The organism is Peptacetobacter sp. AB845 (assembly GCF_047528295.1).
In the GTDB taxonomy this organism is placed as follows: Bacteria; Bacillota; Clostridia; order Peptostreptococcales; family Peptostreptococcaceae; genus Peptacetobacter.
The window spans coordinates 1,282,004-1,305,259 of record NZ_CP180001.1 but is presented as its reverse complement, the minus strand read 5'-3'; the positions used below and the strand labels follow the sequence as shown (position 1 = coordinate 1,305,259).

The 23,256-nt window shown below is 31.7% G+C and carries 21 protein-coding genes and 1 other annotated feature; of the genes, 2 read left to right on the top strand and 19 right to left on the bottom strand.

From position 1 onward, the window contains the following. Positions 1 to 9: 9 nt before the first annotated feature. From ACK2WO_RS06135 to ACK2WO_RS06115, 5 genes are all read right to left on the bottom strand, one after another. A complete protein-coding gene (locus ACK2WO_RS06135; protein ID WP_178411638.1) occupies positions 10 to 327 on the bottom strand; it encodes a ribosomal L7Ae/L30e/S12e/Gadd45 family protein in 318 nt (105 codons plus the stop codon). Then, a complete protein-coding gene (gene rnpM, locus ACK2WO_RS06130; protein WP_178411637.1) occupies positions 320 to 592 on the bottom strand; it encodes an RNase P modulator RnpM in 273 nt (90 codons plus the stop codon). The genes ACK2WO_RS06135 and rnpM overlap by 8 nt, the downstream gene beginning before the upstream one ends. A 20-nt stretch (positions 593 to 612) precedes the next feature. Beyond that, positions 613 to 1,785 carry a transcription termination factor NusA gene (gene nusA, locus ACK2WO_RS06125; RefSeq protein ID WP_178411636.1) on the bottom strand — a complete coding sequence of 391 codons (1,173 nt, stop codon included), beginning with the start codon at positions 1,783 to 1,785 and terminating at the stop codon, positions 613 to 615. A 23-nt stretch (positions 1,786 to 1,808) separates the two neighbouring features. Then, the gene (gene rimP / locus ACK2WO_RS06120) at positions 1,809 to 2,273 is read right to left on the bottom strand and encodes a ribosome maturation factor RimP (protein WP_414697070.1); all 465 of its coding nucleotides are present in this window, start codon (positions 2,271 to 2,273) and stop codon (positions 1,809 to 1,811) included. A 223-nt stretch (positions 2,274 to 2,496) separates the two neighbouring features. After that, positions 2,497 to 6,798 (bottom strand): PolC-type DNA polymerase III, encoded by a 4,302-nt coding sequence (locus ACK2WO_RS06115; RefSeq protein ID WP_414697069.1) that lies wholly within the window; start codon positions 6,796 to 6,798, stop codon positions 2,497 to 2,499. A gap of 140 nt (positions 6,799 to 6,938) precedes the next feature. On the opposite strand from ACK2WO_RS06115, the gene ACK2WO_RS06110 reads away from it, so the two are divergent. Then, positions 6,939 to 7,694 carry an NAD-dependent protein deacylase gene (locus ACK2WO_RS06110; protein WP_414697068.1) on the top strand — a complete coding sequence of 252 codons (756 nt, stop codon included), beginning with the start codon at positions 6,939 to 6,941 and terminating at the stop codon, positions 7,692 to 7,694. A gap of 131 nt (positions 7,695 to 7,825) precedes the next feature. On the opposite strand, the gene ACK2WO_RS06105 is transcribed toward ACK2WO_RS06110, so the two are convergent. The 7 genes from ACK2WO_RS06105 to ACK2WO_RS06075 form a co-directional block, all read right to left on the bottom strand. Then, complete coding sequence (locus ACK2WO_RS06105) at positions 7,826 to 8,266, bottom strand: winged helix DNA-binding protein (protein ID WP_178412931.1); 441 nt, start codon at positions 8,264 to 8,266, stop codon at positions 7,826 to 7,828. A gap of 48 nt (positions 8,267 to 8,314) precedes the next feature. Continuing rightward, a complete protein-coding gene (gene scpB, locus ACK2WO_RS06100) occupies positions 8,315 to 8,845 on the bottom strand; it encodes an SMC-Scp complex subunit ScpB (protein ID WP_414697067.1) in 531 nt (176 codons plus the stop codon). Between the two features lies 1 nt (position 8,846). Next, complete coding sequence (locus ACK2WO_RS06095) at positions 8,847 to 9,596, bottom strand: segregation and condensation protein A (RefSeq protein WP_414697066.1); 750 nt, start codon at positions 9,594 to 9,596, stop codon at positions 8,847 to 8,849. Positions 9,597 to 9,643: 47 nt separating this feature from the next. Next, positions 9,644 to 10,234 carry a site-2 protease family protein gene (locus ACK2WO_RS06090; protein ID WP_414697065.1) on the bottom strand — a complete coding sequence of 197 codons (591 nt, stop codon included), beginning with the start codon at positions 10,232 to 10,234 and terminating at the stop codon, positions 9,644 to 9,646. A 220-nt stretch (positions 10,235 to 10,454) separates the two neighbouring features. Next, positions 10,455 to 11,729, bottom strand: a complete 1,275-nt coding sequence (locus ACK2WO_RS06085) for a glucose-6-phosphate isomerase (RefSeq protein WP_414697064.1) — start codon at positions 11,727 to 11,729, stop codon at positions 10,455 to 10,457. 196 nt (positions 11,730 to 11,925) lie between these two features. Further along, positions 11,926 to 12,129, bottom strand: coding sequence for a hypothetical protein (locus ACK2WO_RS06080; RefSeq protein ID WP_414697063.1), 204 nt, complete (start codon positions 12,127 to 12,129; stop codon positions 11,926 to 11,928). Positions 12,130 to 12,216: 87 nt separating this feature from the next. Beyond that, complete coding sequence (locus ACK2WO_RS06075) at positions 12,217 to 13,893, bottom strand: ribonuclease J (protein WP_414697062.1); 1,677 nt, start codon at positions 13,891 to 13,893, stop codon at positions 12,217 to 12,219. Positions 13,894 to 14,416: 523 nt separating this feature from the next. Here ACK2WO_RS06075 and ACK2WO_RS06070 point away from each other — a divergent pair. After that, positions 14,417 to 15,154 (top strand): metal-dependent hydrolase, encoded by a 738-nt coding sequence (locus tag ACK2WO_RS06070; protein WP_414697061.1) that lies wholly within the window; start codon positions 14,417 to 14,419, stop codon positions 15,152 to 15,154. A gap of 93 nt (positions 15,155 to 15,247) precedes the next feature. On the opposite strand, the gene ACK2WO_RS06065 is transcribed toward ACK2WO_RS06070, so the two are convergent. The 7 genes from ACK2WO_RS06065 to mnmA form a co-directional block, all read right to left on the bottom strand. Further along, the gene (locus ACK2WO_RS06065) at positions 15,248 to 15,703 is read right to left on the bottom strand and encodes a Fur family transcriptional regulator (RefSeq protein ID WP_414697060.1); all 456 of its coding nucleotides are present in this window, start codon (positions 15,701 to 15,703) and stop codon (positions 15,248 to 15,250) included. A gap of 97 nt (positions 15,704 to 15,800) precedes the next feature. Then, positions 15,801 to 16,067 (bottom strand): DUF1292 domain-containing protein, encoded by a 267-nt coding sequence (locus ACK2WO_RS06060; RefSeq protein WP_414698737.1) that lies wholly within the window; start codon positions 16,065 to 16,067, stop codon positions 15,801 to 15,803. Between the two features lie 174 nt (positions 16,068 to 16,241). Further along, positions 16,242 to 16,664: a Holliday junction resolvase RuvX gene (ruvX, locus tag ACK2WO_RS06055; RefSeq protein WP_006440123.1), complete on the bottom strand. Its 423-nt coding sequence runs from the start codon at positions 16,662 to 16,664 to the stop codon at positions 16,242 to 16,244. Continuing rightward, positions 16,651 to 18,870: a hypothetical protein gene (locus tag ACK2WO_RS06050; RefSeq protein ID WP_414697059.1), complete on the bottom strand. Its 2,220-nt coding sequence runs from the start codon at positions 18,868 to 18,870 to the stop codon at positions 16,651 to 16,653. The genes ruvX and ACK2WO_RS06050 overlap by 14 nt, the downstream gene beginning before the upstream one ends. A gap of 4 nt (positions 18,871 to 18,874) precedes the next feature. After that, on the bottom strand, positions 18,875 to 19,132 hold the full coding sequence (locus tag ACK2WO_RS06045; RefSeq protein WP_414697058.1) for an IreB family regulatory phosphoprotein: 258 nt from the start codon (positions 19,130 to 19,132) through the stop codon (positions 18,875 to 18,877). A gap of 29 nt (positions 19,133 to 19,161) precedes the next feature. Continuing rightward, positions 19,162 to 21,798 (bottom strand): alanine--tRNA ligase, encoded by a 2,637-nt coding sequence (alaS, locus tag ACK2WO_RS06040; RefSeq protein ID WP_414697057.1) that lies wholly within the window; start codon positions 21,796 to 21,798, stop codon positions 19,162 to 19,164. A 67-nt stretch (positions 21,799 to 21,865) separates the two neighbouring features. Next, positions 21,866 to 22,090, bottom strand: a binding site (T-box leader). Between the two features lie 86 nt (positions 22,091 to 22,176). Further along, positions 22,177 to 23,250: a tRNA 2-thiouridine(34) synthase MnmA gene (gene mnmA / locus ACK2WO_RS06035; protein WP_414697056.1), complete on the bottom strand. Its 1,074-nt coding sequence runs from the start codon at positions 23,248 to 23,250 to the stop codon at positions 22,177 to 22,179. Between the last annotated feature and the right edge of the window lie 6 nt (positions 23,251 to 23,256).

Genomic DNA, 23,256 nt, shown 5'->3' with positions numbered 1-23,256 from the left:
CCCCCTATATTAAATTTCTTCTATCAATTCTACTATCTTCTTCGCAAAGCCTTTATCCTCAATACCTATAACAGCACGAAAATCTTTACCTATTGCGCTTCCAATTTCTTCCTTTGTTCCGTATTCAACCATCTTTACATTTCTAAAAGATGATTTATCTCTAAAAAGCTTTTTAGTATTATCTGATGCGTCTGTTGCAACAATAACTAAATCTACTTTTCCCTTTTTTAAGTCTTGAAGAGTCGTATCATCTCCTGATACAACCTTTCTAGCTCTAGTAGCTAGACCTAATAGTGACATTACTCTTTTTTTAGACATATTATTCATAATCTTCTAACTCCGTAAGTAATCTTTCATATACTTCTTGTGGTACTTCCATTTTAAAAGCTCTATTTAACGCTTTACTTTTTATAGCCTTTTTAAGACATTCGGCACTTTTGCAAATATATGCACCTCTACCATTTGCCTTACCTGTTGGATCTAAAAATATTTCGCCTTCTTTATTTTTAACTATTCTTATAAGACCTTTTTTAGAATCTCTTTCCTGACAAGCTATACATTTTCTCTGAGGTACTTTTTTCACTTTCTGCAAAACAATCCCTCCTAACTCATCTATTCTTCTACAGTTTCTTCTTTTTCTTCTATATCATCTGCGAATAAATCTTCATCTGAGAAATCTGCAAATTCATCATTGAATTCTAATTCGCTTTCTTCTTTTTTATCGTATACACCATTTGCTAAATCTTCTTCATACTGAGATTCGCTTTTTATATCTATTTTCCATCCTGTAAGTTTAGCTGCTAATCTAGCATTCTGTCCGTCTTTACCTATTGCTAATGAAAGCTGGTAATCTGGTACAACTACTAATGCAGATTTTTCTTCTTCATCAACTTCAACTTTAACAACTTTTGATGGGCTTAATGATGCAGATATAAATTCAGCATAATCGTCGCTGTATTTGATTATATCTATTTTTTCATCTCCAAGTTCATCAACTATGTTTTTAACTCTTGAACCTTTAGGTCCTACACATGCTCCGATTGGATCTATTTTTTCATCTAATGATTTAACAGCCATCTTAGTTCTTGAACCAGCTTCTCTAGCTATTGATTTTATCTGAACTATTCCCTGTTCTATTTCTGGAACTTCAAGTTCAAATAATCTCTTAACAAGACCTGGATTGCTTCTTGATATTATTATCTGAGGTCCTTTACTTCCTTTTTTAACTTCTACTACGTAAACTTTTATTCTCTGACCTTCTTTGTATGTTTCTCTGTCTATTTTTTCGCTCCGAGGCATAACACCTTCTATTTTTCCAAGATCTACGTATACAACGCTTGGAGTAGCTCTAGTTATTTCACCATCAACTATTTCACTTTCTCTTTCCATAAATTCGTTGTAAACTATTTCTCTTTCAGCTTCTCTTAATCTCTGAACAACTACCTGTTTAGCTGTCTGAGCTGCTATTCTACCAAAGTTACTTGGAGTTACTTCATTTCTTATAACATCTCCTATTTCGTAGCTTGGGCTTATTTTTCTAGCTTCTGAAAGTTCTATTTCTAGGAAGCTGTCGTAGTAGTTAGATTCATCAACTACTTCTCTTGTAGAATATACTTTTATATCTCCGTTATCTCTGTCAAATTCTACTTCAACATTCTGTGCCTGACCAAAGTTTTTCTTATAAGCTGTTAAAAGAGCCTGTTCGATAGTATCTATAAGTATTTCTTTGTCTATACCTTTAGTTTCTACTATCTCGTTTAATGCGTTTAAAAATTCCTGATTCATTTTTCCTCCTTGTGCATTTAAGACTAGAATTTTATAGCTAATCTTATTATTGCAACGTCCTTTCTATTGAATTTTACTTCTTCATTATTTATTATAACAACTATATTATTTTCATCATCTAAACCTACTAGTTCCCCTTCGAACTGTTTAACACCGTCTATTGCCTTGTAAAGTTTTATTTCTACATCTCTTCCTTTGTACTTCACAAACTCTTTATCTCTTTTTAGTGCTCTGTCAATTCCAGGAGAAGATACTTCAAGATAATAATTTTCTTCGATAAAATCATTCTCGTCAAGTTTTGGACTTAGCTCTCTACTTACCTCTTCACATTCGTTTAGAGATATTCCACCTTCTTTATCTATGTATACTCTTAAATAGAACTGTCCTGCTTCTTTAACATACTCGACATCTACTGTTTCAAAACCTTTTTCGTCTGTTATAGCAGTAACCATTTCTTCAACTCTAGCTACTATTTCACTTTTTTTCATTATTATCTATCCTCCTTATTCAATTGTAATTTTTCGTTCTTTTTCCATAAAAAAGAGTGAGAACCACTGCCTCACTCTTCCTTTCCTTGTAAAAGATAAACTGTATTAATTTATATATTAGCATACATTTCCCATGTTTGCAAGGTTTGACAACAATAATTTACAATATATTATGATAATGTCATCTGATATATAAATCTAACATTTACTTTAAATAAATTTTTTAAAATAAAGATAGCTGATTCTTATCGCTCATACTTCCAAGTGCACCATGTTTGTCTAGTGTTTCTACAACAGTTCTCGAAATCTTAGTTCTCTTTCTAAAATCTTCCTTAGAAATAAACTCTCCATTCTCCCTTTCCTCGACAATATGTATAGCTGCATTTTCTCCAACTCCTTGAAGTGCTGTCATAGGTGGTCTTAATAGTCCAGGCCCAATCACTTCAAACTCAGATGCAGACGATTTATAAATATCAACAGGTGCAATCTTTATTCCCCTAGCGTACATTTCTTGAGCAACTTCTAAAATTATATACATTCCCTTTTCTTTCTGGGTTGCATCATTTCCAAGCTCTTCTATTTCTTTTTTCTTTGCCTTTATCGCATCGTATCCTTTTATTATAAGATCCGCATCAAAATCCTCAACCTTAGTAGTAAAGTATGTAGCATAGAATGCCTCTGGATAATGTACTTTACAATATGCAAGTCTGAAAGATGTCATAACATATGCAACTGCATGTGCTTTAGGAAACATGTATTTTATTTTCTTACAAGAATTTATATACCAATCCGGAACATTATTTTCTATCATCGCAGCCTCATGTTCAGGCTTTAATCCCCTACCTTTTCTGACACTCTCCATTATTGTGAAACTCATCTTAGGTGGAAGTCCTTTAAATATCAAGTAGTTCATTATATCGTCTCGTGTCGATATAACTTCTTTTAGCCCAACTATATTTTCTCTAACTAAATCCTGTGCGTTGTTTACCCAAACATCAGTCCCATGAGAAAGCCCTGATATTCTGACAAGCTCGGCAAATGTAGTTGGCTTCGTATCTAAAAGCATCTGTCTAACAAACTTTGTCCCAAATTCTGGAATAGCAAGACATCCTATTTCACAGTCTATTTCCTCAGGAGTAACACCTAATGCCTCAGTTGAAGTAAACAGAGACATTGTAGCTGGGTCATCAAGAGGAATATCTGTTATTGTTATTCCTGTTATATCTTCAAGCATTCTTATAATTGTTGGACCATCGTGCCCAAGTATATCCAGTTTTAGGATTCTACCACTTATAGAATGATAGTCGAAATGAGTAGTTATAACTCCACAATTTACATCGTTAGCTGGATACTGTATCGGAGTAAAATCATAAACATCCTTATAATCTGGTATAACCATTACCCCTCCAGGATGCTGCCCTGATGTTCTCTTAACACCTGTACAACCCTCAGCCAGCCTAAGTACCTCAGCTGATGGAACTTCTATATCATTTTCTTCAACATATTTTTTAGCATAACCAAATGCAGTTTTTTCCGCTACTGTACCTATTGTACCTGCTCTATAAACATGCCCTTCACCAAATAGTTCCTCGGTATATTTGTGGATAACTGGCTGATATGAACCTGAGAAGTTAAGGTCTATATCTGGCTCTTTATCTCCTTCAAATCCTAGGAAAACTTCAAAAGGTATATCGTGTCCGTTTTTTATAAGTTTCTCACCGCATTTTGGACAAACTTTATCTGGTAAATCTATTCCAGAACCCCATTCACCTATAGCATAGAAGTACGAATACTTACAGTCTTTATTAGGGCAAACGTAATGTGCTGGAAGTGGATTAACTTCTGTTATATCACTCATTGTAGCTGCAAAAGATGAACCAACAGACCCCCTCGAACCAACAAGGTATCCATCTGAAAGTGATTTTGCAACTAGCTTCTGTGCAATTATATACATCACCGCATAACCATTACCAATTATAGAGTTTAGCTCTCTATTAAGTCTCTTTTCTACTATCTCAGGCAGTGGGTCTCCATAAATATCCACAGCCTTTTTGAAACACATTTCTCTAAGCTCCACATCAGAACCCTCAATTACTGGGGGATAGGTTTCATCAGGTATTGGTTTAACATCTTCTACCATATCAGCTATAAGGTTTGTATTTTCTACAACAACCTCATAAGCTAGTTCCTCTCCCAAATAAGAGAATTCATCTAACATCTCATCTGTAGTTCTAAAATGTAGATAAGTTTCTTCATCATCTAGCTTAAATCCCTGTGAAAATTTAAGTACCCTTCTTAAAATAGCATCGTGCTTATCTAAGAAATGGACATCTCCTGTAGCTACTGGAATCTTTCCAAACTTTTTAGCAGTCTCTACAATTCTTCTATTTATTTCTTTTAATTCGTCCTCGTCCTCGACATCTCCGTTATCTATCATAAACCTATTATTATCTATAGGCATTATTTCTATATAATCATACGGTGCTATAATTTTCTCCATTTCTTCATCAGGAAGTCTTTTCTTAACGGCATCGTATACAACACCTGCCTCACAAGCAGATCCTACAATAATTCCCTCTCTGTACTTATCTAGAACACTTTGAAGTATTCTCGGTGCTCTATAAAAATGATTTACATGTGCATCAGATACTATTTTATAAAGATTTTTAATTCCCGTCTGATTCTTTGCAATCAGTGTTATATGGTGAGTCTTTAGTTTTGTATAATCAACCTTACCAAGTACTGTATTTACATCGGATAATTTTTCTACTCCGCGTTTTTTTAACATTTCAAGGAATTTTATATAAATATTTGCAGTTGCTTCGGCATCGTCTACTGCTCTATGGTGATTAAGTAACTGCACACCTACCTCTTTTGCAACCTTATCTAGCTTATATCTTTTTAAATTAGGTAGCATAATTCTAGCAAGCATCAATGTATCTACCTTTTTATTTTTATACTCTAATCCTTGCTCTTTGCACTTCTGCATTATAAATCCTGTATCGAAATCTGCGTTATGAGCTACAAGAACATCATTTCCTACAAACTCCATAAACTTAGGAAGTATTTCCTCTATCGTAGGCTTATCTTTAACCATTTCGTTGGTAATTCCTGTAAGCTCCTGCACCCTATAAGATATATCTTTTTCTGGATTTACAAGCTCACTAAATCTATCAACAATCTTAAAATCTCTTATCTTAACAGCACCTATTTCTGTTATCTTGTCGTTTATATTTGAAAATCCTGTAGTTTCCAAGTCGAATACTACAAATTCCTGAGAAAGACTTTCATCATTTGCATCCTCTATGGCATCTTTATTATCTTCTGTTAGATAGCCTTCAACCCCATAAAGGACTTTAATTCCTTCCTTTTTAGCTGCATTCATAGCATCTGGGAATCCCTGAACAACACCATGGTCTGTTATTGCAATTGCAGGATGTCCCCATTTTGCAGCACGAGATACCAGTCCTTTAACAGAACAAATAGCATCCATTGAAGACATCTGAGTGTGTGCATGAAGCTCTACCCTCTTCTTCTCAGCAGTATCTTTTCTTTCTTCTCGCTCTTCTTTTCTCATACCACTGATTGTCATACTTATCTCTCTTTGGAATGTATCGTAAAGAACATCTCCCTTTATCTTTATATACATTCCCTTGCTAATTTTCCCAAGAACCCAATCTTTATTTGTATCTGTCAGGAATATTTTACATGTTATTGAGCTTGTATAATCCGTAACCATAAGCATTAGAAGGATTTTCCCATTTCTAAGTTCTTTAATCTCAATATTAAATATAGTCCCTTCTATACCTACAGTCCCAGAATTATTGTCTAAGTCCTCTATTTTTTCTGTAAGGACGTTTACATTTTCACCGTAAATCATATTTTCGTCCTTTTCATCTTTTATAACATATCCGCTTTCTTCCTCTGATTCCTGAGATTTATTTCTATTTTCCTTTTCTAAAATCATTACCTTTTCATTAAATTCTCTGTCTATCTTTTCAACCAACTTTTGTCTATCTATTTTTTCGTCTACTGCACTCTCTATTTCAACATCCATATCAAGTCCAAATTCTTCACTTATCGTATGTTTTAGAGTAGTTACAACATTTTTATTCATTATTCTTTGATAGAATATCCCCTTTGGAATCTTTATCTTTAACTTATTATCTATACAAAGATACTCTATCTCCTTCTGCCATCCAGATATAGACGGACATATACTCTTTAGAATATAGACTATATTTGGCCAATATTTTTTCATTATATCTTTTTCAGATTTTCTATCAAATCCTGTATACTCTACCTTAAACTTAATATCCCTAAAATATTTATTCTTGGCCTTTATCTCTCTCTGAGTTCTTTCTAAATATTCGTAGGGAACAATATCCTTAGAAGATAGATAAAAATATACAGTTTTATTTTCCTTAAAGTAAATAACTTTTTTGATATAAACATCCTCCATCTTTTTTATTAGAGAAGTATTGCTTATATCCATTTTTACCATACACTCTTTTAAACTTTCCAATTTTACATCTCTCTCCTAACTAATTCACATTATTTTTTTATTATCTATTATTTTTCATCATCTATTATATAATAATTTTTTGAACAACTCATTACAATTTTATTCTTTTGTAGTAATATTATAATATAAAACAAAAGGAGATGATTGCTTTGTTCGAAAATGAAGTACAAGAATTAAAAAAATTAATAGACTCTCACAATAATATAGTTTTCTTTGGAGGAGCTGGTGTTTCAACTGAATCAAACATCCCTGATTTTAGAAGTTCTGATGGTTTATTTAATCAAAAGTTAAATAGAAGATTTTCTCCAGAAGAAGTTGTATCTTATTCATTCTTTGTGAGATACCCAGAATATTTCTATGAATTTTATAAAGATAAACTGATATACCAAGATGCAGAGCCAAATAACGCACACAAAGCTCTGGCATATTTAGAAGAAATAGGTAAATTAAAGGCTGTTATAACTCAAAATATAGATGGACTTCATCAAAAGGCAGGTAGCAAGAATGTTTTTGAACTTCATGGCTCTGTTCAGAGAAATTATTGCACAAAATGTCATAAATTCTTTGACTTAGATGATATGCTTGCACTTGATGGAACAATTCCAAAATGCGATGTATGTGGGGCGACAGTAAAACCTGATGTAGTTTTATATGAAGAAGCACTTGATGAAAATACAATAGATGGTGCTATAAAAGCTATAAAAAATGCTGACCTTTTAATAATTGGAGGTACATCTCTTGTAGTATATCCTGCTGCAAGTTTTATAAACTACTACAGAGGAAAAGATTTAGTTCTTATAAATAAAAGCTCTACATCAATGGATGGAAAAGCTACTTTAAAAATAAATGCTCCTATAGGAAAAATCTTGTATGATGCTGTTTTAGCAGATAAATAAATTATCAAATATAAAAAGGACAAGAAAAATAACTGCTCTTTGTTCTAGGTTGTACGCTCCATATTACAATTATGGGGCGTTTTCAGTATTATCACCTTAGAACAGTTATTTCCCTTGTCCTTAGTTTATTTTTATTTAAGTGTTACTATTAATGTATCAAAGACTAAATCTAGTGCTTTGTATAAATCTTCTCTTTTTTCTTCATCTATAAGTTCTACTTTTTTATTTATAAGATTTAATATATCCGCTTTTTCTATTTCTAATACTTCTCTTCCTTTTTCTGTTATTCCGTAGAATGTGTTTCTTCTATCTTTTTTATCCTCTTCTCTATAAACATATCCCTGTTCTACAAGTTTGTTTAAAAGTATGCAAAGGCTTGAAGTAGATACATGTAATACTTTACTTAGATTTTTAAGCTCCATTTTGTCTATCTCAGCCATTTTCTTTATGGCAAAGAACTGTCTTTCTGTAAGTATTCTGCTCTCATTTCTCTCACTAACTATTACCTTAACTATACTGTGGAATACATGTATGTTTTTTAGTAACATTATTGATAAATCTCTGTCTTCCATTTTTTCTCCTCCGTTCCACATTTAACCAGCAAATCATAAATAATTCTTTTAAATATTTTCCTCTACTTCCTCAACCTTAGGTAATTCCTCTATAGATTCTATATTGAGCAATTTTAAAAATTCATCACTAGTTTTATATATTATAGGTTTCCCTATTTTATTCAATCTTCCAGCTTCAACTATTAAATCATTTTCTTGAAGTGTTTTTAACGCTTTATCACATTTAACACCTCTTATATTTTCTATTTCTAATTTTGTAACTGGCTGTTTATACGCTATTATTGTAAGTGTTTCAAGAGTTGCCTGGCTTAGAGTCTTTTTCTTCTTGGGCTCAAGAACCATTTTTATATAATCAGCATATTTTTCATTTGTACACATCTGGTACTTATTTTCCAATCTTATAATCTGAATACCTCTATCATTTTCCTTGTACTCATTTATAAGTGAATCCATCATAAACTCTATCTCCTTATGAGAAAGGTCTTTATTTATAATAGAGTTTAATTCTTTTATGCTTATCGGCTCTCCATACGCAAACATAATAGCTTCTATTATATTTTTTATTTCTTCTCTTTTCATACTAATTCTCCTCAGAATGTTCTAGTATATCATCTGTTCTTTTAACTATTATTATATCCTCAAAGAAGTCGTCTTGAGTTACTATTATTTCTTTTTCTTTTATCAATTCTAAAACACATAAAAACGATGCGATTATATCTCCTCTATCGTTTTGGTCTACTGTTTCAAGGAAGCTTACTTTTTCCTTTGTAGAAAGCACATTTCTCAGTGATACTATTTTTTCTTCTACAGAGACAATTTTTCTATTTACAAGCTTATCTAATATATCATTTTTAGGTGCTTCTTTATTTTTGTCTATATTTTTCAACAATTTTGGAAGTAGTTCCATCATTTTTGCTATAGATACATCTTCTAAACTTAGCTCGTCCTCTATTATAACTTCCTCTTTTTTTCTAAAGAATCTCTCGTGTTCTTCATCAGCTTTTTCCTTTAATTCTTTAGATATTTGTTTGTATTTTTTGTACTCCTTTAACCTTTCAACTAATTCGATTCTAGGATCTTCCTCTTCAGAATCATCTCTTTGAAGATAAAGTAAGTATCTCGATTTAATTTCTACTAATTTAGATGCCATTGTGATAAAATCACTAGTTATTTCCATATCCATGGCTTCCATAGCATCTAGGTAATCTAAATACTGCTTTGTTATTTCTGAAATAGCTATATCTTTTATATCTATTTTATGTTTTGTCACGAGGTCGTACAAAAGATCCATAGGACCTTCATATACTTTTAATTGCACATTATACTTCATATAATCTCCTCTTTAAGCAAATAATCTTAAATTATTTTAATAAATTATTAGACCATAAACATTTGAACTATTGTCGCAAATAAACCATGTATTGGATTTATTATTATTCTATAAGCACCAGTTATTAGAAGTAATATAAGAACAAATCCACTTATACTTTCAAATTTGTATGCATATTCTCTCCACTGATATGGTATAAATGTTTCTATTACTCCCCAACCATCAAGTGGTGGAACTGGAAGTAAGTTAAATGCTGCAAATCCTATATTATACATTATACATGTATAAGCTAAAACCTGAACCCCATAAATAGGAATATTTTTATAAATTACTGCACATATTATAGCTGTTATAAGGTTACAACATACCCCTGCAATAGAAACTATAAAATTACCAATTCTATAATTTTTGTAGTTCATAGGGTTTACTGGTACTGGTTTAGCCCAACCTATATGAAATATTATCATTGCCAATAAACCAAGTGGATCTACATGTTTTATTGGATTTAAAGTCATTCTTCCATACATTTTCGCTGTATCATCTCCTAAAAGATGTGCTGAGTAAGCATGTCCAAACTCATGTACTGATATTGCGATTGCTATCCCTGCAGCAGTCGCTACTATACTTGCTATATCCATAAATTCTTTTCCTTTCAAAATAATTTTAATTATTATATATTATAACTAATAAATTAAATTTTATCAAATTAGGTTTTGAATAATGCTTTTAAATTTTAGGGATAAATTTTTTATTTTTAAATCGTTTTAGCTTGTTTTTCTAAAAAACAAAAAATAAAAAGCAGTTATAGTATAATGTATAACTGCTTTAAAATATAATTTTATTATTAATATCTAATTATTAATTTTTTCCTAATAATTTGAACATGTTCTTTTTGTATACTTCAACACCTGGCTGGTTGAATGGGTTTATGTCTAACATGTAGCAAGTCATTGCACAAGCTCTGAAGAAGTAGTAGCATAAGTATCCAAAGCTCTTAGCACTCATATCTTTTACAGTTATTAAAAGGTTTGGTACTCCACCTGTATTTTCATGAGCATCTAATGTTCCCTGCATTGCCATTTTATTTATCCAATCAACGCTTTTACCAGCTAAGTAGTTCATTCCGTCCATATTTTCTTCATCTGAAGGGAATATAACATCTTCTATTGGATTTTCAAATAAAACTAATGTTTCAAATAAGCATTTAGTTCCATCCTGAACAAACTGTCCTAATGAATGAAGGTCTGTTGAAAATGTAGCACTACATGGTAGTACACCTTTTCCATCTTTACCTTCTGATTCACCGAATAACTGTTTCCACCATTCAGCAAGCATTGTTGTATTTAAGTCGTAAGTTACGAACATTTCTGCATTTTTACCTTTTCCTTCTAAAACTCTTCTAGCTACTGCATATGCGTAAGCTGGGTTTTTAGTAAGGTCTGGATCTTCTAAATCATGGTAAGCTTCTTCCATTCCTGCCATTAAATCGTCTATATTTATTCCAGCAACTGCTATTGGTAATAGACCAACAGGAGTTATAACAGAATATCTACCACCTATATCATCTGGTATTACGAAAGTAGCATATCCTTCTTTATCAGCCATTGCTCTTAATGTACCTCTTGATTTATCAGTTGTAGCGAATATTCTATTTTTAGCTTCGTCTTTTCCATATTTATTTTCCATGAACTGTTTTAATAAACGGAATGCTAAAGCTGTTTCAGTTGTTGTTCCTGATTTAGATATAACATTTACACAAACTTCTTTGTTTTCTATATATTTCATAACCTGTGCTATGTATGTAGAAGAGAATGTGTTACCAACGAATATTATTTCTGGTTTTTTGTCAGCGTATAATCCGTTTATCATTTCTATAGCTGCACGAGCACCTAAGTATGATCCACCTATACCACAAACAAGGAATACGTCGCAGTTTTCTCTTATGTATTTAGCACTTTCTTTTACTCTTTCAAATTCTTCTTTATCGTAGTTTTTATACCAATCTACCCATCCTAGGAAGTCATTTCCTTCCCCTGTTTTTTCTACTATTTCTTTGTGAAGAACATTAACTCTATCCTGATAAGCTAATATTTCTTCCATTTTACATGCATGTGAAGCATCAAATTTTATCATAATATTTTTCTCCTTTGTATTTATTTTATATAGCTTTTCCCACCTTAAAATATATACACTTTATACAAATATATTATACCAATTTTTTGCTTTAGTAAAGGGCTACTTTTGACTGTCTTACTAGGTTTTAAATAGCTTTTAGCAAGAAACCGTTTTTTCTATTATATCCAATTAATATCTAAAATATAATTTTTATTTATTTTTTTGAAGCTTCTTCCTTTTTCATATCAAGCATTCTTTTTAATTCATAAATAGATACAGCTAAGCATCCTGCTGCACTTATAAGTGTCATTGTAGATTTATCAATTCCACTAAAATAAACATACATACAGGCCACTGTTAAAAATGCAAATCCTACAGTAGCTCCAAGTCTAGTTTTTGTTGTAATTTTTTTTCTCAATTTAAACTCTCCTAACTATAAAATTTAAACTTTTATATATAAAAAGCCGGAATAGAATTCCGGCCATTTATTTCTATTATACAAATCCTATACTTCCATTATTATAGGTAGTATCATTGGATTTCTCTTTGTCTTCTGGTAAAGATATTCTTTTAACTGTTCTTTTATATTGTTCTTTAGATATGCCCATTCTTTTATGTTGTGCTCTTCACATTCACTTAAGACATCTCTAACTATCTGTTTTGCTCCATCCATAAGGTCTTCAGATTCTCTTACATATACAAATCCTCTTGAAATTATATCTGGACCTGCAAGTACTCTTCCTTCTTCTTTAGATATTGTTACAACTATTGTCATAAGCCCATCTTCAGAAAGATGTTTTCTATCTCTAAGTACTATATTTCCAACATCTCCAACACCTAGTCCATCTACTAGTATATTTCCTGTTGCAACCTTACCTTTTATAGCTGCCTCATCCTTGCTAACTTCAAGTATATCCCCATTATTTATAACAAATATATCTTCCTTGTTCATTCCAAGTTCTCTAGCAAGTTCAGCATGTTTTTTAAGCATTCTGTACTCACCATGAGCAGGTAGGAAGAATTTAGGTTTAACTAATCTAAGCATTAATTTTAATTCCTGCTGACATGCATGTCCTGAAACGTGTATATCTGCTATTTCACTTGAAACAACCTCAGCACCTTTTTCAAGTAAGAAGTTTATTACCTTAGATATTAATTTTTCATTACCTGGAATTGGATGAGCTGATATTATAACAAGGTCTCCCTCTTTTATTTCTATTTTCTTATGTTCTGAATTTGCCATTCTTGCAAGTGCTGACATAGGCTCTCCCTGAGAACCAGTAGTTATTATTACTAGCTCTTTATCTTCATAATTGCCTACATCATTTAAATCTATTATCATTTCATCGTCTATTTCAAGATATCCAAGTTCTTTTGCTACATTAACAACATTAAGCATTGATCTTCCTGAAACAGTTACTTTTCTGTTGTGTTTTTTAGCTGCATCTACAACCTGCTGTAATCTATGTATATTAGATGCAAATGTTGCAACGATTATTCTGCTATCCCCTGCTTTTGTAAATAAATCGTCTAAACCTACCCCAACTTTTTTCTCTGATTTAGTATATCCTGGTCTTTCTGCATTCGTACTATCAGAAAGCATTAGAATTACTCCCTCTTCACTTAATTCGCATATTCTCCGGAAATCCATTACATCTCCGTCTATAGGAGTTAAATCTACTTTAAAGTCCCCTGTGTGGAATATTACTCCCTGGTCAGTATGTATAGCTATAGAATATGAGTCCGGTATACTGTGTGTAGTTTTTACAAATTCTACTTCCATATTTCTAAGCTTTACAGTCTCACGTGGTTTTATTATGTGAAGCTCTACATTTTCTAGTTTGTGTTCTTTTAGTTTAACCTCTAAAAGCCCCATACTTAATCTTGAACCGTATACAGGAATATTTATCTTCTTTAAAAGATAAGGTAAAGCTCCTATATGGTCTTCATGGCCGTGTGTTATAAATATTCCCTTTATTTTGTCCCTATTTTTTACTAAATAAGATATGTCCGGTATAACTATATCTATCCCTAACATCTCATCTTCCGGGAAACTTAGACCTGCATCGATTATCACTATTTCGTCTCTATACTCGATAACAGTCATATTCTTTCCTATTTCGTTCATTCCGCCAAGAGGAATGACTTTTATCTGTTCATCGTTCTTAAACAATAACATCATCTCCTTCTATTAATTTTTTATTTTCATTCAATTATAATCCTTTAAAATAATTTAAAACTCTAATCATTTTGGTATATATATACGCTCTCCCTGAATTCTATATAAAATCTATATACCTCTTTTAGTTACAAAAATATATCCGGTAAAACAGGATTTCTCCGCAATAAAATCCTGGTTAAATGTTACCGGAAATTTTTGTTTCACAGATTAAATTTTTAATAATTCTTCACGACCACTTTACCAGTTAATATTATTGTAACATATATTAGATTATAATTTAAGATTTATTTATTAGTCTAAATTAATTAACATTTCTTTATTTAACACGAATTCTCTATATTTCAATGTCTTTGATGAATTTCTTCCATTTTTCTTTATAAAAAATTCAGATGTTTTTCATAATTATTTTTTATCTTTAAACTATATTTTCTTAAACAATATGATATAATTAGATGTAATTTGTAGAAACACACGTTCTGTAGAAACTGTAATTTCTATAAAAATATTATTTTGGAGGTTAAAAATGCGAGGCAAAACTCATTGTGCTGTAGGAATTATAGCCGGTATTCAGTTATCATTAGTATTATCACAACCTATAACCCCTACTAGTATTCTGACTTCCGCTGTATTTTCTACACTTCCAGATTTAGATAAGTCGAATTCTATAATAGCTGGTACAATTTTTAAAAAGAAGTTTTCAAAGTTTTTATATAAGTTACTTATATTTTCATTGAACCTGTTTATATTTTTTCTGTCTATAAAAATTAGCAGCAGCTTCTTTATAAGTGCGGTTATTACTTTTTTTGCAATAGCTTTTTTAGAAAAAAAGCTCACCCACTATAATATGAGAAAGGCTCTTATTTCTGCAACATTGCTTTTATTAGCACTTATTTTGATAATTTCTAAAGTAGATATATCTCTTATCGTACCTATTTTAGTATTTTCAATATTTCCTTGGCTAAAACACAGAAACTTTTCTCATAGTATTTTAATGGTTTTAATAGTATATATAATTATGAATCCACTCGGTGAATTTTTTAATTACGATTATTTGGGAATTATGTCTGCTTCTATGTATCTCCTGCATATAATCTGTGATATGTTTACTAAGCGGGGAGTAGCTATCTTTTATCCGTTCTCTACAAATATGATTTCATTAGGATATATAAGGGTTGGAGGAAAGTTTAGCAATATAATCGAAAATATTCTAGTTTTCATTTTGATTCTATTTACTATATACCTTATATTTAAAGTTTTATAAAATCAAAACTAACATCTATCTACAATAATAAAAAAAGAACTATCGCTAAATCTTATAATTTGATTTATCTATAGTTCTTTTTATTTTATGTATTTATTTGTCTTTTCTCATTTCTTTGTAACAGTCTTCACAATATCCGTCGAATTTAAGATCATGATTAACTACATGGAATTTATAATTCTCCTGAATTTTCATTTCTATGTCTTTAAGAAGATCCTCTTCAACTCCAATTATTTTTCCACAGTTTTTACATACTAGATGATGGTGGTTGTGTCCATCGTTATCAAGGTCTATTTCATATCTTATACAGCCGTCATCTAAATTTAATTTTGATATAGCTCCAATTTCGTCTAATAGCTGCATAGTTCTGTATACTGTTGCTAAACCTATTTCTGGGCAATTTTCTCTTACTTTATCGTATATTTCTTCACTGCTAAGATGATAGTATCGATTTTCAAGAAGAACTTCTATTATCGCTCTCCTCTGTGGAGTAATCTTAAAGCCTGTCTTTTTTAGTTTTTCTTTTAAAAGATCCATTCCATTATTCATATTTACCACACCTTTTCTCATTTATTAATCAATATAAGTTAAAATAAATGCTGTAATAGAGCTTAACCCTATTACAGCATTATCTAATTTTTACTTATTATTCATCAAAGTTAAGACCTTCTTCTTCCATTAAAGCTTCATATACAGCTACAACAGTTGAATACTCATCGTCGTCTTCTAATGGAACTAGCATTTCTCCTTCTTCATCTTCATCTATTCTATATATATATGCTTCTTCTTCTTCATTTTCTTCTAGAGGCATTAATATAGCGTACTCTTTTCCTTCTGCTTCAAGAGTTAATATTATTTCGAAAGCCACTTCTTCGCCATTTTCGTCTATTAGGTTTACTACGTTTTCATTCATTTCTTCCATTTGTTTCACCCCATTACCTATTATTTGATTTTATTATATAACAAATTTTATATAATAACAATTACCATTTTCTTATTTATTAATCTCTTCCATATGAAAATCAATCAATTATCATCTATTCTATATGATAATACCCATTTTTCCATATTATATTCAATTTTTTTGTTATTTAACTTTAAAATCTAAATATCCTTGAAGAATTAATACTGCTGCCATCATGTCTATTACATTTTTTCTTTTTTTTCTGCTTACATCTGCAGTTATAAGAGTTTTTTCAGCAGCAACAGTTGTAAGTCTTTCGTCCCAAAATTCTATTTCTAGTCCTGTCTCTTCTTTTATAAGTTCACAGAATTTCTGAACTTTTTCACCCTGAGGCCCAACAGTACCATTCATATTTTTAGGAAGTCCAGATACTATTAGATTAACCTGTTTTTCTTTTATTATCTGTTTTATTTCTTCTATATCATTTTTTTTGCTAGTTCTTTTTATAGTCTTGATACCCTGAGCAGTCATTCCCATAAGATCACTTACTGCAACACCTATAGTTTTATCTCCTATATCAAGTCCCATTATTCTACCTGTTAGCATCTATTTTCTCCTTTTTATCCTCATTTAAAATCATATTTATTGTTATTATCATCACCGGTATTAGGATATATATAGATGCAGTAGAGGCCGCTACTATACCAGAGTCATTTACTAGTAGAGTTATTATACAACCTACCATTGCTGCAACAAATCCTCTGAATACCATAGGATATTTACCTGCTATTACTCTAAAGTGTTTGTTTGGTTTGAATATTAATGCTGCAATTATTACGATTCCAACTATTAATATATTTACCCATACACTAGTCTGTGCTAGTTTAACATTCATCTGGATTTTTCTAGTAAATGTAAGTACTATTTCACCTGGCCCGTTTAACATTATCTGCTGAACAAATAAACCTAGATGAGATGGACTTCCTGAAGATAAATCCATAAAAGCAAATACTCCTACTACACCGACAACTGCAAGGCCTATTCCTACAATCTTCTTCCAGTCAACTTTTACATTGTACATTAGAAGAACGAATAGTAAGTATGCAGCACATTCAGATATAGCTCCACCGACATTGGCACCCATAGAAGGGTATGCACTAGTTATTAGAATTACACCAAATGCGACTGTAGCAACCCATTTAGGTATTTTTTTGTAGTATAGAAGTACTGCAAATGCAAATACTGCACTACCTATAGTAACACCTTCATATTCATTTCCTATACCGTAGTATCTAGCTCCTACCATAGCATCGTAGCTCATTATATTATTTTTCATTAAATATGTTCCAAATACAGCATCAACAGCAATTAGTAGTATAGTAACTAATGCTATGAATCCCATCTGTTTTAGGTCATCATCTTTAAACATAGCCTTTGCTATAAAGTAAATCAAGAATGTAACACCTATTACAGCTAGAGACATACTTACCTGTCCACTAAAGTTAAATAATGGAGCCACCATAAATGATAACGGCATTATTATACCGAATTTTATAAGCTCTTTAAGTATAGTGAATAGTTTATCTTTGTATTTTGGAGCGATTCTCTTAGCTAAAAGAACTGCTATTAATCCTATTACCCAAGATGCAGATACTACTCCTACAAATGTATTTACAACCCCTGCTCTTATTAAAGCAGCTGAGTTTATTTTTGAGTATTCTTTAAGAAGAAACTCTATATTATTTTCTTTTTCAACATTAGATATAGTTCTTCCTAACATTAATTCACTTGATAGACCAAAATTATTTAGTATATCAACACCTATATCCATGTTTGCGATTATACCATCTCTTCTTGTTGTAGCAGAAGTTAAGACTCCCTTACCAGAAACACCTTTAGAGAATTTCATTACAGGTGAAAGTCTTTTTTTATTGCTATAATCTAAATTATTTGGGAATGCACTAACTATATAAACAGTATCATTTTCGCCTACCATAGAAAATACTTCTTTTAGATAAGAATTTATTCTGCTATATGTTCTACCTCTCATATTGGCATAAGTGTTTTCGTTTAGGTTCATTTTGTACTCATCTAATCTGTATGTATCTCCTAAATCTACATATACAGCATCAGTTTCTTTATATAGTCTCTTTGTTTCTGATTTTAATTTTTTATAATCTGTAGAGATTCCAAATGGCATATTGCTATCTTTAATATTGATATTGTCTATATTACCATCATCAACTCTTCCAAAATTATCCATAGCTGCAAATGCTATGCTTCTGTTTTTAACAAGAGTACCATCAAAATCACTATAATCTGCATTTCCTATTACAGATGTTTTGTATCCGTTTTCAGAAAGAATTTGGCCTACCATACCAAGGGTAGACTCAAATTCTCCTTTTTCAATATTTTCATTTAAAGACCTATTAGCCTCAAGATTAACTATTTTTTTAGCTTTTTTACCTGTAGAGGCTTCATATTCTTTTGCCTGTGCTGGATTTGGTTGTACAAAATCTACAGCAACTTTTCTATCAAACTCGGCTATTGTAGATCTCCCTGTAGCTCCCATTGTAGCTAGACTTCGTGCGTCATCGTTACCCTGGTCGCCTTTAATATTCATCAATCCTACATAACCTTCTTTTTCAACTCTATTTCCAATCTCTTTTATGTTCATCATATTTTCAAGACTAGTTCTACTCATATTTATAAATATAACTTTTCCTTTTGCTGATTCTGCATTTACAGTAGAAAAAGCAGAACTAAAAATTATAAATAGAGATGCAAGTATTGATATAAACTTTCTGAACATTTATTTACCTACTTTCCTCTAGATATTTAGTTATAATTTCTTCAAGGATTTCATCTCTTTCAAATTTTCTTATTATCCCTCTTGCGTCCTTATAACTAGTTATATAACTAGAATCTCCTGATAGAAGATATCCTATTATTTGGTTTACTGGGTTGTATCCTTTTTCTTTAAGTGCCCGATAAACTATTTTCATTGCTTCTTCAACAGTCATTTTTTCCTGCTGTGCTCCTTCAAATTTCATAGTGAAATCCATGTTATCCATTTATCTCATTCCTCCCTTTTTTAGAGAAATTATTTTACCTGAGATTCGATTACTTCTTTCGCATAATTTAAAGCTTCGTCAACTTTTGCTGGTTCTGTAGCACCTGCCTGAGCCATGTTAGGTCTACCTCCACCTTTTCCGCCAGCTATCTTAGCTACTTCTCTTACTATGTTTCCAGAATGAACACCTTTTTCTATAACATCTTTAGTTGCAGTAACAACAAAGTTTACTTTTCCATCAGCTACATTTGCTAATACAACTACACCGCTTCCCATTTTATCCCTTAAATTATCTGCAGTGTCTCTTAAAGTATTCATATCCATATTTTCGTATTTGTTAGTAACTAGGTTTACACCTTTTACTTCTACTTTTGAATCTAAAGCAGAGTCAGCTGACTGCATACTTATCTGAGTTTTTAAATTGTGTAATTCTTTCTCTAAGTTTTTATTTTCCTCTAAAACATTTTCTACTCTGTGTAAAAGACCATCTTCTTTAGCTTTTATTGTAGCACAAACTTTAGCTATTAATTCATCTTTTTTGTTCATATATTCATAAACTGCTTTTCCTGTTACAGCTTCTATTCTTCTAACACCTGCTGCTACCCCACCTTCTGATAGTATTTTGAACATACCAGCCTGTGCAGTATTTGAAAGATGAGCACCTCCACAAAGTTCCATTGAGTAATCTCCCATAGAAACTACTCTAACTTCATTTCCGTATTTTTCACCGAATAATGCTGCAGCTCCTTTTGCTTTTGCTGCATTTATATCCATTGTTTCAGCTACTACATCGTAAGCGTTGAATATAGCATTGTTTACTTTTTCTTCTATTAATTTTAATTCTTCTTTTGTAACTGCTTCAAAGTGAGTGAAGTCGAATCTTAATCTATCAGCAGTAACTAATGAACCTGCCTGATTTGCATGTTCTCCTAATACTTCTTTTAATGCTTTGTGTAATAAGTGAGTTGCAGTATGGTTTCTTGAACAAGCCATTCTGTTTTCTCTATCTACTTCACAAATTAAAACATCTCCAGCTTTTAATTCACCTGCTACTACTGTACCAAAGTGTTTTATACTTCCTGCTGGACCTTTTTTAGTATTTTTAACAGCTACTGTACAGTTATCATTTTTAAGAACACCACAGTCTCCTGCCTGTCCACCACCTTCTGGGTAGAAGTTAGTTTTGTCTAATACTACAATAACATCTGTACCTTCAGAAGCTGATTCTACTATTTCAGAATCTTCAACTATAGCTAAAACTTTTCCTTCGCCTGTTAATTCAACGTATCCTACAAATTCTGATTCTACATTTTCTTCTTTTGCAAGAGGATCTTCTTTCCAGCTTTCACCGTCCATGTTTCCTCTAGCTGTTCTTGCTCTTTCTTTCTGTTTTTCCATTTCTTCACTGAATTCTTCTTCATTAACAGAAAGACCTTCTTCTCTTAATATTTCAACTGTTAAGTCTAGTGGGAATCCGTAAGTGTCGTAAAGCTTAAATGCTATTTCTCCGCTAAGAACTGTTTTTCCTTCTTTTTTAAGTTCTTCTTTATAAGAATTTAACATTTCCATTCCCTGGTCTATTGTTTCATTGAATTTTTCTTCTTCTATTTTTATAACTTTTTTGATGTAGTCTTCTTTTTCTACTAGTTCTGGATAAGCATCTCCACTAACTTTTATAACTTCATCAACTAATCCACTTAAGAATGTTCCTTTTATTCCAAGAAGTTTACCGTGTCTAGCAGCTCTTCTTAATAATCTTCTTAATACATATCCTCTACCTTCATTTGATGGTAATACACCATCTGCTATAAGGAATGATACTGCTCTTATGTGGTCAGTTATTATTCTTATAGATTTATCATTTGCTTTATCTTTTCCATATTCTACACCTGCAACTTTAGAAACAGCTTCTAATACTGAATGTATAGTATCTACTTCGAATATGTTGTCAACACCCTGCATTATACAAGCTATTCTTTCAAGCCCCATACCTGTATCTATGTTTTTGTTTTCTAATTCGCTGTAGCTTCCATCTTCTTCTTTAGAGAACTGAGTAAATACGTGGTTCCAGAATTCTAAGAATCTATCACAATCACATCCTGGTTTACAGTCAGGACTGTCACATCCGTATTCTTCTCCTCTATCGAAGTATATTTCTGAACAAGGTCCACATGGTCCAAGACCTATTTCCCAGAAGTTGTCGTCTTTTCCAAGTCTAACTATTCTTTCTTCAGGGAATCCCATTTCTTTTGACCATATATCAAATGCTTCGTCATCTTCTTCATATACAGTAACCCATATTTTATCTTCTGGTATATTTAACCATTTCGTAGCAAATTCCCATCCCCAAGATAATGATTCTCTTTTGAAGTAATCTCCAAATGAGAAGTTTCCTAGCATTTCAAAGAATGTAGCATGTCTAGCTGTAACACCAACATTTTCTATATCACCTGTTCTTATACATTTCTGACAAGTAGCCATTCTGTTCTTTGGTGGAACTTCTACTCCTGAGAAATAGTTTTTAAGAGGAGCCATACCAGCATTTATTAAAAGTAAACTCTTGTCGTTGTTTGGTACAAGAGGATAACTAGCTCCTACGTAATGTTCTTTAGTTTTGAAGAACTCTAAAAATTTACTTCTTATTTCGTTTAAACCCATTTTTTCCATAACTTTTGCCTCCCAATTTTATATTTTTTCGTTTCGGAAAATAAAAAAACTCGCTCCCTATGATAAACATAGGGGCGAGTATTATTCGCGGTACCACCCTAATTTACAGATAAAAATCTGCTTCTCCGGTAATCCTTAGCTATAACGTCGCTACCGTAAATCTCTACTAATCAAAAGATGTTCAAGATTTATGCTCCAAGACTGCTTCAATCTGCTTATTTCAAGGGTTCTCAGCTACTCCCTCTCTCTGTGCAAAATCAGTAGATTTACTCCTTCTTTTCTTTGCATTTGATAAATATTTTTATTTATTCATATATTTAATATGATACTCGATTATTCTGACATTTTCAAGATTTTTTTCTTTTGGAAAAATATTTTTTATAGTATATCGTCGATAATTCCTCCACCGACTAATATATCTCCATCGTACATAACTAAAGACTGACCTTTAGTTATAGCTCTCTGTGCTTCCTCAAATACAACCTTAGCTGTATTATCAGATAGCTTTGTTACAGTAGCTAGAGACGGTTTCGCTGCATATCTAACCTTTGCATATACCTTAAACTCATCTACTTCTGCAAAATCAAATGGAATTGTGTTTACATCCTTTATCACAAGCTCTTTTTTGAAAAGATCTTCATTGCTTCCAAGTACTACTCTATTTTTCTTTGCATTTATATCAACTACAAACATAGGCTTACCAAAAGCTATTCCAAGACCTTTTCTCTGTCCTATTGTGTAGTTTATAATTCCTTTGTGATTTCCTAGTACTGTTCCGTCAGCTTCTACAAATTCCCCAGGTTTTATTTTTATATTTGAGTTTTCTTTTAGGTATCTTACATAGTCGTTGTCTTTTATAAAGCATATTTCCTGACTGTCTTTCTTATTATGTACATCAAGACCTATTTTTTTAGCTATTTCTCTTACGGCGTCCTTTTCGTAATTTCCTATAGGAAGCAGTATTCTTTCTAGCTGTTCCTGTTTTATATTGTAAAGGTTGTATGTCTGGTCTTTTTTATCAGATTCACCTTTTTTAAGAACTAATCTGCCAGTTTTTTCATCTCTTTCAACTCTTGCATAATGTCCAGTAGCTACATAATCGCAACCAAACTTTTCTGCAACGTCAAAAAATAGACCGAACTTTATAAACTTGTTACACACTATACAAGGATTAGGAGTTCTTCCCTGTGCATACTCTTTTATAAAATCGTCTATTACCTTTTCTTTAAATTCTCTTCTAAAATCTAGTACGTGTAGTGGAATATCTAGCTTTTCAGCTACTCTTCTCGCATCTCTTATACTATCCTCTGTCATTCTTTTTTCTTCTTCGGTATTATCATTTGATAACATCATATTGACGCCAATCACATCATAACCCTGTTCTTTTAAAAGATATGCAGCGACGGAGCTATCAACTCCGCCGCTCATACCTAGCATAACTTTCTTCTTCATCTATTT